The following is a 13,622-nucleotide window of genomic DNA, read 5'->3' on the forward strand; positions in this document are numbered from 1 at the left end:
CTCTTTGACAAATATTATCAAACCATGATTTTTAAAACCTTAAATTTGTAATCATTTTATTACCATTTTTATACCTGTTAATACTCTAGTTTTTTAAATAGAAACCTAAAATCAACTTAATGAACAAACTAAACAACTACAATCTTTTGATTGTTTGTATTTCAATTTTAACATTTTTTACTTGCACTAAAGGAGATGAAAATTTAAAACATGAGTTTGAATTACCAACCTTAAACACTATTGATGTCACAAACATCACATCAAATTCAGTCAAAAGCGGAGGAATAAATATAAATAATAAAGGTAGCGACATTATAGATAAGGGCTTATGTTGGAGTTTAAATCCTAACCCAACAATAGATGATTTCAAGCTAAGCAGTGGTAATGGTATTGTAGATTTTAACTTAGAAATAACCAACCTTGATGAAAATACTGATTATTATATTAGAGCATATGCTACCAATGATGCTGGAACAGGTTACGGTAATGAACTTATGTTTACAACCTATATTAATACACCTTGTTCTCCTCCAGATAATAGTATAATTTTTGATTCTTCATTGAAAGCTCTAGGTGGATCCACCTATAGCACCATTGGATTATTTTATGGTGACTATGGCGTAAAATCCAATAGTCTACAAGGTGATCTTAGTATTGAATTCTCATCACCGCCAGAAAATGGTGTTTATGATATTTCATCGGATCCTTTTCACATGACTTCTTCAGAATGTGCTGTGACTGGAGTATTTAAAATTTTTGGTGATTTTTCAAGTCATCGATATACAGCCAAGTCTGGGGCTAATGCGGTGGTCTATGTTGAAAAAATTGGGGAGAGTCAATATTCAATGACTTTTTGCGATTTGAATTTTTCTTCAGGTTCAATTTCATTTACTTTTAATGGCTCGAATGGAAATTTAACCACTACATTCTAATATTAGATTTTTTTAACAAATATTACCCCTACTAATAATCATACATTAAAAAGCCAATGAAAAAGAGTCTAACAATGTTTTTTATTTTATTATCAGTTTCTTTATTGGCTCAAGATACAAAGTTTGGAGTCAAGATAGGAACTACAAATTACATAGCTGATTTTTAGGGAAGGCTACAGTATGTTACGATTTTTTATGTAGATATTATAAATCAATGATAGCCAAAAAAAAGTGAGACAATAGAGTTATGCACCCAAAAATACTCAATCGATAGTTAAATTTAATAATAATTAAAAGTTTAAAACCTCCTATATCGCCTAACTAATTTTTTAATAACGTGTCATTAAAACTTCAGAATACTGCAGATTATCATTATTACTGCTTGAAAAGATATAATGAGTGAAACCATTTAATTTAATAGTTCTATTAGAAGCCAAATTATAAAAAAATGTTCGTTTAGTTGGATCGCGCGTATCCTTACACAAACAAAAAAGCCGCTTCATTACTGAAACGGCTTTTCCATTTTGTGGTCCCACCTGGGCTCGAACCAGGGCTTATATATAGTTAACTATCAATCTAATAACAACTACTCCTTTTGGTTTTCACCTTAATTGTTAGTGGTAATTCTACAAATCATCCTACCTAAAAATCAAGTTAACCTCGTAAATGAAGTTAAATTTGTTTTAAAAATCCTATGATAATTAACTTGTAGGAGTTATCTTTAAACTCTAACTGATAAACACCCCATTAAATTCATATATAATTAAGGATACTGAATAATTATGGTTCAATTTGCTAAAAATTAAAAATATGAAAAAGGTTGTAATACTACTTTTAACAATTATAACAATTGGTTGCAAAAAAAATCCTCCTGAACCAACTGAATTATACAATAAGTACAGAAATAGTGTTGCGTTAATTCAAAATTCATATTATTTCAAAACCTCATTAGATAACGATTTTGAATTCTTCTATACAATTGAGGACAATGAGCCTGTTTTTTATGAAACAGAAGAAGAAGCAATTGAAAATGCTGGAATAAGTTTTGGAACTGGTTTTTTTATTTCAGAAAATGGAGAATTAGCAACTAACAGACACGTAGTTTATCCTAGTAACGAAGACATATTAGTCGGAGAACAAATAAATGAGTACCTAAATGATTTAAAATACAAAATCAAAAAAGCAATTAATGAAAAACAAACTGAACAAAGCAAGTTAGTTGACCTTTGGAATGAGTATTATGAATATCTTGACTATGACAAGAAAACACAAATTAAAGATGAGTATTCCAATAAAAAGAATGATGTTTTAGAACTAGAGGAATTATTAGAAAAACTTGATTTTAATCCAAGTAATACTATAACAGAATTGAAAAGAGTTTTTCTTGGTATCGCATATGATAACACACATGTTACTTCTCTTAATGATTTTAAAGAATGTGTCGCAATTAAAAAAGCTGATGATGAAAAGGTTGATTTAGCAATAATTCAACTAAAAGATAAAACCACACCACAGCGAATTACAAACGTATTCTCTTTAAACAACCAAAAAGACACTGAAAAGCTTAAACTTAATGATAATGTTTATATGATTGGCTTCAATCAAGGGATTTATCTTGCCAAAACTGATAATGGGATTAAATCTCAATTCACTCAAGGTACAATTACTCAAGACCCAGATATGAATAGAATATTATATTCCATTCCTACTTTGCCTGGTTCAAGTGGAAGTCCAATTATAGATAAATGGGGAAATCTTGTAGCGATTAACTTTGCAAAAACTATTGATTATCAAGGTTTCAGTTTTGGAGTTCCTTCTATCCAGCTTACTTCTTTATACAACAATAATCCTATTAGAAACACTTATGTTAACCAAACTAATGAAGTAAATAATGTCAAGGAAAAAGAAAGAGAACTAGAAAAAAAAATAATCACAGCTAAATCCGACAGCTATTACGAAAATCAAATTAAAGAACTTCTAAAAGCAGAAGACGAACGAGATTTTAATACTGTTGCTAACTATTATGATTTAAATAACATCAAAAGATATTGGGACAATTCAAACCCATCATATGACGATCTAAGTAATGCCTATTACAAATCTTGGAAAGCTACGAGTAATTCAACGAACAAAGTAATATCAATAAATAAAGAATCGGAACGAATTTATGATGTAAACCTTGATTTTAAATTTTATCACAAAAGAAAAGAAGAGTGGAAAACAGTTAATAGTACTGTTAGATTTGTATTTGGACAAAATGACAAAATAATTGAAGTTTATGGAATTGAAAATAAAACACTCAATCAACCTGTAACTACTTCTAATAATTCATCAAGAGTAAATACAACTACAAATAACGTGAAATATTTGTATACAACTACTTTTGACAATCCACCTTTTGAATTGTCGTTATATGAGGAACCTAATGTAAATTCTACTATTCGATATAAGTGTCCAAAGAATACACAAGTAAAAGTCGTTGAAAAATATGATGATACTTTTTATAAAGTAATTGTGGATGGTTATTCAGGATATGTTTCAAAAAAATGGTTAAAAAGACAATTCTAAAAAACTACTAGTAACAACTGCTCCTTTTGAAAAGCACTATTCTTATACGAAAATTTAGGTGTAATTTTAGGCTAAATCACCGCTATCCCAAGTTTCAGAATTTGGATTATTGTCTTTATAAAACCTTACTTTTTGAACCATTTGTTCAACTTTATAAGCATATTTCATTGGAAGTGGTTTTCCGACTTCTTTAACGAAACCTATTTTAATATCAGAATGGAATTTATTTTCTATTGTAACTTCTTCTACAGTAACTTCGTTTGGAGAATAAACAATATCCGAATCTGATTCATAAATTTCTTTTACATCTATCACGCCTAATCCATAATAACCTCTTCCCTTATCTGGATTTGAAATAAATTTACTTATCTTTTTTATAAAATTAGGTGTTGTATAATCAAGCCTATTAACTGAAACTTCATCTTTTTTTGCTGGAGTAGTAAAAGAATTGTTTCGCAAAGAATCATCATTCTTTATATTCATTGGAGAGAAAATAGTCCTTGTGATTTTCTCTGAATCATCAAAATCATTTGAAATATCTAAATTGACTTCACTCTGTAAATCGCTAATATTATTTGGATCTAATTTATTAGACAGCCCTAATATGTTGCACAAGCACTTCAATATTCTCATCTGAAATTTCTAAATTATCAAAAAATAAAGGTTCAGAAGAATTAAATTTTGCAAAATATGAAAATGACTTATTTCCTACCTCTAAATAAACTTTTTCATTTAGGTTATTCATCCATTCAAAAGAAATAGTTCCGTGAGGATTAGGATAAAAATCGTCTATTCTTCCAATTAAATCATCCTCAAGTAAATTTAATAAATAAATAGTATTGCCAGCACTTTCAACTTCTAGAGGTAATGCTTCATAACCATCCCAATTATTAATTAAAGATTTGAAAGAAAGAATATTTTGGATTACTTCTTTTTTTGTGAATCTAACTGTTTTTAATTTGTTTGCTGTCTCTATAAGATTGTCTATCTGCAAACCACAATTATAAACTTCATCAATTGAGGTTTCTTGTACCTCTTTGTTTATAGTATAAACAGATTCTTTAGCATAAATACCAGGAGACGAACATAATAATGCTGTACCTAAAACACCTATTTTTAAATTTTTAAAAAAGGGAGTTGTTGCATCATTATAATCTTGAATTAAGATATCTAAATCAGTTTCAGTCTCTATTATGTTATATCCTTTATTATCCATTATTTAATAGATTTTTAGCATTATCGTTTATCAATGTACAAAAAACATTGTAGGTTTCTTCATTAATTTCATCAAAAATTGAACCAATATCTGTTAATTGACTAATTGAATGCTTTACTAATTCAATATCAATAATTACTTGCCCAATTTTCATGTTCTTAATAGGCGGTATATTCATACCATATTTAATGTTAAGATAATAGTCGTCATTCCTATAATTAACTGACTGTAAATTATGATTAATCAATTCAGTGTTAGGAAATGAATCAATATTACCTATAACACTGTTATTTAATAAAAAATATAAAATCCCATTTGGATTATTATTGTTATCAAACTCAATAATATTGATTTTTTTTAAACTAATTCTACCTAAAGTATCTAATTTATCTTTGAAAAACTTGTTAAATAACTCAAATAAATTCCTAATATCGTCAGATGACTTGTACGCCGTATTATCAAATGACAATTGTAAAAAAGAATCATTAATATCTAAAGTAGTAAGACCATCACTTGATTTTAAGACAAAGCTTTCTTGACCTTTTAATTGTTCAAATCTGGGATTTTGATTACCTAATGTTATTTGAACACCATTACCTTGAGCTTTTATAAATCTTGGGAAAAAATCTGAAAAAACAGATTTAACAAAATCTTCATCTTTTAATACTTCTGTATTCTTTTTAAAATCAATTTTAAAGATTACTTTTCTTAAAAAATTTCTTTTAAAGATTTTATATTCTGATTTTTGAAATCCAAACACTCTGTAAAATGATTAAAACATTATTCGGCGAAATTACTAAAAAATTAAGATACTAACTAATAAAACTACACCTAACACCATGTCCTATTAATTGCTTGTTCACTGCCTACTTACGAAACTTCCTCGGAATTTTCTATCTGTGATTTATTTGCTAAATTAGGTGTTTAAACCACGCAACTAATCTTATACAAAACTGTTGTAGCACATTAGGACCTAACTCAAATGAAAAGAATGAACATCTATATAATCTTTGGAATTTTAGCATTAATCGGAATAGTTGCGTTTAGTAGTTGGAATTCAAAACGGAATTTAAAAACTAACAAAATTGTTAGAAATCAGATAGAAAATCTAATAACGGAGAAACAAGAAACAATTCGGACTTTAACATTGGTGGTTGCTTACGATTTTGGACAAAACCTGGAAACAATAACGGAAAAAGCAACACCTGAAATAATAAAAAGCACAATGGATTCAATTAACTGGAATGAATTTCACATGGTGCAATTAGAAGATGAAAGTGATAATGGGTTTAAAGGTTTACATGTTAGTGGAAGTTTAGTAGAAGATGGATTGGCATCTGGATTTGTCACTGATGACGACCATATTTTAATGGTAAAGCCAATAAAAACTGTCAAACAAATGACTGAAATATTGCTTGACTTCTTAGAAGGAGAAGAATACTGGCGAAGTAAATATGAATATAAATAACATGCTACAATTACGTGTCTTATGAAAAGCACTAGTCTAATTCTCCAAAGTTAAAACTCATATTGCTTCAGACTAGAAAAGGATATTCCCCTCTACTGGGGACGAACCTAAACTTGCAATCACCTGAAAAACCAATAGGTTACACTACCCCATAATAAACAGGCACCTTTTTAGACACCTTCATCTGCAAAACTGTAGTATGCACGTCTAGAAATAATGAGGTTATCCAGCACATTAATATCTAGGTATTCAGATGCCTTTTTAATCTTCTTATAAAGGTTTTTATCTGCTTCGCTAGGTCTTAAATTGCCGCTAGGGTGATTATGGGCTAAAATAATCCCACAGGCTGCCGATTTTATTGCTACTACAAACAAAAGCTTTAAATCTACCAATGTTCCAGTCATGCCTCCCTTGGATAAAGTATGCATACCCAAAACCTCATTATTTCTATTTAGAAGCATTATTTTGAACTCCTCGTAAAGTTCAATGGAATCCATGTTCCAGTGTTCTAGAAATACTTTAAATGCCGTTTTACTGGATGTTATCTTAGTGCCCTTCATCTTCCTAGGTCTATACCTTAGTTGTATCTCTGCTATTTGATTTTTCATAATTTAATGCATAAAAAAAGGGCAGCTTCTGCTACCCTTAAAATTTAATTAATATTGATTTTTTGAACTAACGGTAAGTCCATTTAAACCCTCCTGATTTTTCTCTTTCGCCTCTACAACATCTGGTAATACATGTTTTTGAAACGCCTGATTGCCTCGAAGCTTCAGAAGCTGATTCATAAGAAGCCAATAATTGTCCTCCTAATGAATATTGACATACTTCCTTTCTTCTGGAATCGATTTCAGGAGCAAACGGTTTCTTAAATTCATAACTCCAATAATAGCCTCCATAAATTTTGTTTACATTTAAACAAGCCCTGGAAATATGCTGTTTGGTTGAATTTATTGCTTTACTAGCATCATCCAAACAATCATACCTGCTTATCAGGCTTCCATCGTTTAAGGAGTATTGATACACTGATTTTTTAAATCCCCCTCCACAATCTTCGTTATACCCATCTTCTTTGGCATTAAACTCCAATATATAAAGTTTTTCCTTTTGGGCTAGCTCATCAATTGAGTAAACTGTATCAATTTGCTGCCAGTTGAAGGCTTCAGGACCATAAGTCCTGATAGCCTCCTGAAACTGGTTCAGCCTATTTGAAGTTGACCTTCTTTCATGATCAAGTCTACGTTTTTCAACGGTAGATGACGTAGCACCCACATACACTTTACCATTTTCCTTGTTTTCTACCAAATACAGTATATGCTTACTCATTTTGTTGCGCAACTTGCGTAAGTTGCTCTTTACTCAAATCATAAACATAATTTCCTTTTGGTCCTTTTGGTGTTAAAACACCATTCTTGACTACATTTCTAAGCGTATAATCAAAGCTTCTGCTTGGAATTGTATTATTTGAAACAAACTCCCGTTTTAATTCGGAACTTCTAATTTCAAAATATTCTAATTCCTCAGTCACCTTATTATTTTCAACGGCTTTTGACTCTAAATAATCAATTACCATATCATAATAAGAAGCTGACTCCTCTCCTAAGTTCGAAATAACTTTATGTTCAAACTTAGATTCTTTTGGAATTAACCAATTGGTATCATTTGAAATTTCATACGTAAGAACCATATCCTTGGGTTCCACATAACGATAAAAAACTTCTTTTAAATACCTCTCATTGGTTACTTGATTCCAATTGAATCCTATAGAAAAATCCGCTTCCTGTGACATCACAGAACTCCCGGCCATACTTTCCATGGTCAGCGGACCTCCGGATAGTTTATTGGCATGATGAATAACTATTAAACAAATAGAATTATCATATGCCAAATTTCTCAGCCTAGCTAGCACATCTTTACAAGCATCTCTACTCGTTATATCTGCATTAACAATTCTGGTTAAACTATCCACAATGACTACATTCGGCTTTTTTAAATTAACCAAATTCTCAAATCCTTTCCAGTCTTCTTTAGAATATAAAAATCTTGGAAAATCCTGTGCAGATAGAAGAACGTTGCCATTAAACAACTTGCATTCTTCCTCTGTTAAAGATTTCATTTGATTATTCATTCTTCGAGTTCTATTTCTATAATTTTCCTCAAAATTAGCTATCAGAACCTTCTTTGGTTCTGCAATCAATTCACTACCGAAAAATTGATTTCTTCCTGTAGCTAGTGACATGGCTAAATTTTCAGAAAATATAGTTTTCCCAGATTTACTAGGTCCGAAAAAGTATCCAAATGACACATCTTCGATTCCTCGCCAATAAAATTTTGGCTCTGGTTCGTTTTTCAAAACTTCACCTAATTGAATAGGACTTTTTACATCATATATAGAGCTTTCTCTCTTCGTTTTCTCCATACTTTGCTCTTTCATTTACTTTTATATACGCCCTATTAACGCAAAAAATTAATAATAGCACCATCGTAAATAGGATTGATCCTAAAATTTTTATATACTAATTACACGTAACTTGCGCAATACACGCAACATTACAGGTTAAACCGATAAAAAAAATTGAAAGGGGTTAAGATAGTTATTTGGCTTTTTTAAGGCTCTATTGCCACCAATGTACTGTTAAAACTCATAGGCTCTTAACCAGTGAATTACAAAAGTACTAAAAATATCGATTACTTTTATTTTTGGTGATTTAAAAATTGTTGGATTGATTTAATCATCTACTATAATCTCAAAATGATGGTAATAGTAAAACTGCCCTTTAATCTTATACACAGTTTTAAGTTCCATAGTCACCTTTACCTCTTCGACCCATACTTCCTGACCAGTTTTTAGGTCACCCACATCCTGCAATACAAGTACTTTAAAAGGGCAAAACAACAACTTCAACAGATTGTTCCATGTCACCACGTAAAGCTCCTTAGGATTGCTATATCTGAGCCATTCAGCCAATTCCTTTTCGTTCATTTTATATTTTGTTTTTTAGATGATTTTCTTCATAAACAGCTATAATATTAATTTGACGAAATACATTCAGCTGGGTAACTTGTTGCAAAAAAGCTGTATTATTTACCTTTTCACGCATTTTTTCCTTCAACTATTTCTTCCTTTCGAATAACCTGAGAATCCTTTTCAAACTTCAGCTCATTATTACACCATTCACGAATTTTTTTACCTGTTCCAGAGTTAATTATAAACTTATCACTGGATTCAAAAAGAGATGTTCTGTTCTTGGTAACTTTAGCAAAATGTTCTGAGTCAATTTTAAAAACCAAGGAAAATTCAAACTCTATGTCATTCCTTTGTATAGCCTTTAAGCCAATTTTTTCAGGTACTATCTTCCCATTAATATTATTTAAAACATAATTCTGTTTAGTTCTCATAGTGGCAATTATATGGACATCTGCATATAATATTTTATTTATAAATTCATCCTGTAAAGGGGTAATTTGTTTCCAGTTCATAAATGAATTTTTACCATCAAGCTTTGAGTGAAGCTCCAAAAGGTATGTCCAGCAATGAGAAATTGAATCCAAAACAATAACTTCAATACCTTGATTTATACATAAATCAATGGCTTTAATATATTTACTTGGGCAGTAAGGAGGTTTTAGAGTTAAGACATTAAAATCCCCTAGGTGGGCGTAAAGGTCAGCTGAACCACCTTCTGAATCTATAACTGCTACTTTAGAATAATCATCATTAGTCAAACCCTTAGCCAATAATAAACTTGAATAAGTCTTGCCAGTTCCTGAACATCCTTGAATGGCTAATTTTATTTTTACTTTTTTTCGTTCTGATTTTCTTAGTTCCATAATTGAATTGTTTATTGTTTATACTTTTTTTGATTACACTATCTAATAATTTGTGACATAAAAAAAAGAGCCACATCACTGTAGCCCTCGTTTAAGTCTTCTTGATCGTTGTCATGCCACCACTTCTTCATCAACCACATGCTCCCCTACAATGCTTTCTTCTGCCAATGGTGTTAGCGGAATGGCTTCTGTTGGTTTCTTGCCCAGCAATCTTTCTATATCCACGGATGCTCCTGGCAATTGTGCCACAGCCCTCCCTGCATAGTCCCCTTCAGCCTGTATGGCTAGGCTGATACGCTTGCCCACTTTAAAGATATCTGGGTGTGCCATAATGCTCCTGCTGTAAAAACGGGTCAAAATGTCCTCTTCGCCACCATCTGGGTATTTGATCTTGGCTGTTCCCAAATGATAAGGGGTTTCCTTGTGGTTGTTTAGGGTCAATACTTCTTCCCTGATCTCTGTAATACTTGCTGGAATATGGATTTCAAATAATCCTGTTTCCTTGTTCTGTCTTTGTACCATTGTAAAAATGTTTAATCGTTAATAAATAATTTTCATGTCCAAACCACGGGGGGATGGAACAGAAACAAATGCGAGTAGGGGGTGATCTTTAGATTAAACCACGCTTACGTTGGTTCCAAATTTTTAAAATTGAAAAAGAATGGGGGGTACCAACAAAATATTGATGGTTTCAAAAACTCAAAACCGATCTGAAATTTGGGTAAAAAAAATTTTTTTATTGCTTGACCAGATCAAAAAATAACTGGCTTGAACCTTTGGAGGAAACCATTAGGTTGAGCTTCCCCTGTTTTTTGTAGAAGGTTACCTTTTCTCTTGCCTGTCCATCTAAATGTTCGGCTAGGCATTGATATATGTGGTATTGTATATTGTCCTTTTCAATGGTTTCAACTGGTTCCACCACCCTATAGGCTAATATCTTATTAGGTATCCTTGGGTCTTGGACGATGATGTCCCCTACACCTTTTTCTCCATCAATAGCTATTGCAATATTGAACTTGGTGCTTTCCGTAAAATCCTCATTTGGATTGGCATGGTCTGTATAGCTGGCCCTTTGGCTTACATATGTACCGTTAAACCCTTGGGCATATAGTCCCAAGTTAAGGCACATAATCAGCACCAATGCACTAAACTTGAATAGAATTCCCATAATATTTATTTAATCCCAAAGGATAGCGCCTATTTTAAACTGAAGGTTAAAACTGTCACAGCTTGGACATCTATAATAGCCATCTGTTAGGATGTTATCGAAGCTTTGTACAATTTCATTTTTACCCTTTTTGCCAATAAGCTTTTTATTGTTATAAGGGATAACTTTCCGTGAGTTGCAGTCTGGACAAACCAAGGGCTCAGCTTTTAAATTGCCCTCCACCAAATCCTTACAATTAGTGCAATAACAAGGAAAGTACTGTACCGTTCTATAGTTAAGCATACCGCCCCCTACTGAGGATTCCTTTTCATAACCACATTTACAGATTGCCTTAACGGTTGATCCCATATCTAATTATTGCTTTCCTTTTTCATTAGCTTTAATAGAAAAATCATTATTGTAACAATGGCAAGGACAATAACGGTAATAGAAACGAATTTATATTGCTCCTTTCTTTTGTTTTCTTCCCTGTTTCTTATAATCAGTTCCTCTAGATCTTCTCCTTCATTTAATGATAAACTTGGATTTAATCCATAGTCATATTTACTTTCTCCATAACTGGTATTTCTTCCCAATTCTGTTGAACCAGTATTAGAAATCCTGTATTTTGCACTAGTTGAATCTTTTGCAATATCATATAGACTTATTTGTTTTGAACCTTTAGAAGGATACTTTACTGTGTTATTTTGTTGGATGGCAATGTTAAGCACCATTGCCAATATTATTATTGTCTTCATGTTGTTTTATTTTAAAAAGGCATGCTACCTTCTCTAAGAGGTCTATTTCTGCACTCTTCAATCCTAAATTCATCTTCAGTTTCTTGATGAATAACATATCTAATAATAAATTCATCTGTTTCAGGGTGGTGAAAGCTATAAGCTTTAGCAGTTGGATAACAATATTTACATTTAGAAGGTTTCGCTATAAGTGAATTTACTCCCTGTTTCATTAAGCCATCAAAAAGCTTTTGAAGTTCTGTAATGAATTCTTGTTTTGTACTATGGGAATAGTATAATTCATCAAGTTTATTCAGGCGATCAATGTTAAGTTCCTCAAAAGCACCCAAGACCCCTTTTGTTAATTCCTTCAATTCCATAAAACCTATGCTCTTAATTCTTCCAAAATAGAAACAACAATAAAATTAACATCACTGCCATATTTACTTTTGGAATCCTCATTCACAATTTGATTATAAGATTGCTGAATAATGGCATACAGTTCATTGATATTAACCAATAACATTGGTATTATATCATCATCAACATCTGCCAAATACATCATCATTATGAACAATGGGACATCACCATAGCAACTATCCAATATGATGTCCAATTTATCTCTATTAATGAATTTGGTGTTTGGCAAATGTGTGTTATATGTTTCAACAAGAACCCCAAGATTTTCTATTAATATATCAAAATCGGAATTGCATAATGGAACTTTTTGACCAACATTTATATGTGTGTTAATTAATTGATTCATGAAAAGCAATGGGTTGTTCTCTAAACTTAAAATATAGGACATTGTATTTGTTTATTTATTTTGTTAATGCTTTAGCTTTAATAGGTAATTATATCTACACTTGAAATATTGCCGTTAAAATCAGTATAGCTTATTCTAGCGGGATAGCCTTCTTTATCGTATTGATAGGTGGCATCATACAATAATTCCCCATTCTTATATACTTTGGTAACGTTGTTCCTGAAAAGCTTTAAACCCATATCCTCCGAAGAGATATAGTCAAACCCTGTACAGGTATAGATTCCAAGTATGCCAAAGCCCTGGTTCAATTGAAAAAATGGATTGGGGTTGTTATCATATTCAAAGGTGTAATCATAATTATCATTTAACTCCCCTGATGTATCGTACTCCTTTTTGTTTAGGTTACTTATATTTCCACCTGAATAGGTTAAGGTCACTTTCTCCCATAGACCTATTTCCCTTAGAAACCATTCTGCCGTATGTAAGGTTCCATCGGAATTATAAATAAATTGGTAATTTATAAATGTTCCATCTGCCTGCATCTTGACAAGCTTTTTATTTTCATATACAAAGTTTAACACATAGGTGTCGTTTTTAGCCTTAAAAGCATCTAGGTCAAAAGTATTTGGATCAAAAGTGCCTCCCTCAAAACTTGTAAACCCATCATAGCGCTTTGAGACTTTTCCAGCACTGTTATATTCAAAGTGGTACAATGTTCCGCTACAGTTATCTAGGTATACATAGGTAAGCCTATCGTTCTCATAGATAAACTGTGAGCCATCATCATAACTTGACGGGTCTTTCTTTAGAATTTTTTTAATGTACTTCCCATTTTGTTTAGGAGGTTCTTCTTGATTGTCATTGGTGCTTTCATTACTGCTACAGGCTGTTATAAGGAACAGCAGTAACATACTTGTTTTTAAAAATGTTGTTTTCATTGGTTTAAGTTTTAAGTTA

18 protein-coding genes are annotated in these 13,622 nt (G+C 31.5%); 3 read left to right on the forward strand and 15 right to left on the reverse strand.

Annotated elements, in window-relative coordinates; genetic code table 11:
• Window positions 1-119 precede the first annotated feature (119 nt).
• Together MR062_RS06215 and MR062_RS06220 are read left to right on the forward strand one after the other, a co-directional pair.
• Complete coding sequence (locus MR062_RS06215) at window positions 120-932, forward strand: hypothetical protein (protein ID WP_242203228.1); 813 nt, start codon at window positions 120-122, stop codon at window positions 930-932.
• An 810-nt stretch (window positions 933-1,742) separates the two neighbouring features.
• Window positions 1,743-3,500: a trypsin-like peptidase domain-containing protein gene (locus MR062_RS06220; RefSeq protein ID WP_242203229.1), complete on the forward strand. Its 1,758-nt coding sequence runs from the start codon at window positions 1,743-1,745 to the stop codon at window positions 3,498-3,500.
• A gap of 66 nt (window positions 3,501-3,566) precedes the next feature.
• Here MR062_RS06220 and MR062_RS06225 read toward each other — a convergent pair whose 3' ends face one another.
• The 3 genes from MR062_RS06225 to MR062_RS06235 are packed head-to-tail and all read right to left on the reverse strand — an operon-like array spanning window position 3,567 to window position 5,476.
• The gene (locus tag MR062_RS06225) at window positions 3,567-4,133 is read right to left on the reverse strand and encodes a hypothetical protein (RefSeq protein WP_242203230.1); all 567 of its coding nucleotides are present in this window, start codon (window positions 4,131-4,133) and stop codon (window positions 3,567-3,569) included.
• Window positions 4,090-4,716: a hypothetical protein gene (locus MR062_RS06230; RefSeq protein ID WP_242203231.1), complete on the reverse strand. Its 627-nt coding sequence runs from the start codon at window positions 4,714-4,716 to the stop codon at window positions 4,090-4,092. The genes MR062_RS06225 and MR062_RS06230 overlap by 44 nt, the downstream gene beginning before the upstream one ends.
• Complete coding sequence (locus MR062_RS06235) at window positions 4,709-5,476, reverse strand: TIGR04255 family protein (RefSeq protein WP_242203232.1); 768 nt, start codon at window positions 5,474-5,476, stop codon at window positions 4,709-4,711. The genes MR062_RS06230 and MR062_RS06235 overlap by 8 nt, the downstream gene beginning before the upstream one ends.
• 231 nt (window positions 5,477-5,707) lie before the next feature.
• Here MR062_RS06235 and MR062_RS06240 point away from each other — a divergent pair, with 231 nt between their 5' ends.
• The gene (locus MR062_RS06240; protein WP_242203233.1) at window positions 5,708-6,184 is read left to right on the forward strand and encodes a hypothetical protein; all 477 of its coding nucleotides are present in this window, start codon (window positions 5,708-5,710) and stop codon (window positions 6,182-6,184) included.
• 170 nt (window positions 6,185-6,354) lie between these two features.
• Here MR062_RS06240 and MR062_RS06245 read toward each other — a convergent pair whose 3' ends face one another.
• From MR062_RS06245 to MR062_RS06300, 12 genes are all read right to left on the reverse strand, one after another.
• Window positions 6,355-6,792 (reverse strand): JAB domain-containing protein, encoded by a 438-nt coding sequence (locus MR062_RS06245; RefSeq protein ID WP_242203234.1) that lies wholly within the window; start codon window positions 6,790-6,792, stop codon window positions 6,355-6,357.
• 67 nt (window positions 6,793-6,859) lie between these two features.
• A complete protein-coding gene (locus tag MR062_RS06250; RefSeq protein WP_242203235.1) occupies window positions 6,860-7,510 on the reverse strand; it encodes an NUMOD1 domain-containing DNA-binding protein in 651 nt (216 codons plus the stop codon).
• Window positions 7,503-8,618, reverse strand: a complete 1,116-nt coding sequence (locus MR062_RS06255) for an AAA family ATPase (RefSeq protein ID WP_242203236.1) — start codon at window positions 8,616-8,618, stop codon at window positions 7,503-7,505. The genes MR062_RS06250 and MR062_RS06255 overlap by 8 nt, the downstream gene beginning before the upstream one ends.
• 294 nt (window positions 8,619-8,912) lie before the next feature.
• Window positions 8,913-9,167: a hypothetical protein gene (locus MR062_RS06260; protein ID WP_242203237.1), complete on the reverse strand. Its 255-nt coding sequence runs from the start codon at window positions 9,165-9,167 to the stop codon at window positions 8,913-8,915.
• Between the two features lie 110 nt (window positions 9,168-9,277).
• Window positions 9,278-10,015 (reverse strand): AAA family ATPase, encoded by a 738-nt coding sequence (locus MR062_RS06265; RefSeq protein ID WP_242203238.1) that lies wholly within the window; start codon window positions 10,013-10,015, stop codon window positions 9,278-9,280.
• Between the two features lie 111 nt (window positions 10,016-10,126).
• Window positions 10,127-10,537, reverse strand: a complete 411-nt coding sequence (locus tag MR062_RS06270; RefSeq protein WP_242203239.1) for a hypothetical protein — start codon at window positions 10,535-10,537, stop codon at window positions 10,127-10,129.
• A gap of 214 nt (window positions 10,538-10,751) precedes the next feature.
• Entirely contained in the window at window positions 10,752-11,183 is a 432-nt protein-coding gene (locus MR062_RS06275; RefSeq protein ID WP_242203240.1) for a hypothetical protein, read from the reverse strand.
• A 9-nt stretch (window positions 11,184-11,192) separates the two neighbouring features.
• Window positions 11,193-11,531: a hypothetical protein gene (locus tag MR062_RS06280; protein ID WP_242203241.1), complete on the reverse strand. Its 339-nt coding sequence runs from the start codon at window positions 11,529-11,531 to the stop codon at window positions 11,193-11,195.
• Between the two features lie 2 nt (window positions 11,532-11,533).
• The gene (locus MR062_RS06285) at window positions 11,534-11,920 is read right to left on the reverse strand and encodes a hypothetical protein (protein WP_242203242.1); all 387 of its coding nucleotides are present in this window, start codon (window positions 11,918-11,920) and stop codon (window positions 11,534-11,536) included.
• Between the two features lie 11 nt (window positions 11,921-11,931).
• Window positions 11,932-12,279: a hypothetical protein gene (locus MR062_RS06290; protein ID WP_242203243.1), complete on the reverse strand. Its 348-nt coding sequence runs from the start codon at window positions 12,277-12,279 to the stop codon at window positions 11,932-11,934.
• A 5-nt stretch (window positions 12,280-12,284) separates the two neighbouring features.
• Window positions 12,285-12,707: a hypothetical protein gene (locus tag MR062_RS06295; protein ID WP_242203244.1), complete on the reverse strand. Its 423-nt coding sequence runs from the start codon at window positions 12,705-12,707 to the stop codon at window positions 12,285-12,287.
• Between the two features lie 35 nt (window positions 12,708-12,742).
• Window positions 12,743-13,603 (reverse strand): hypothetical protein, encoded by an 861-nt coding sequence (locus tag MR062_RS06300; RefSeq protein ID WP_242203245.1) that lies wholly within the window; start codon window positions 13,601-13,603, stop codon window positions 12,743-12,745.
• Window positions 13,604-13,622: the final 19 nt, after the last annotated feature.

This window comes from Aestuariivivens insulae, from assembly GCF_022662195.1.
GTDB classification, from domain to species: Bacteria; Bacteroidota; Bacteroidia; order Flavobacteriales; family Flavobacteriaceae; genus Aestuariivivens; species Aestuariivivens insulae.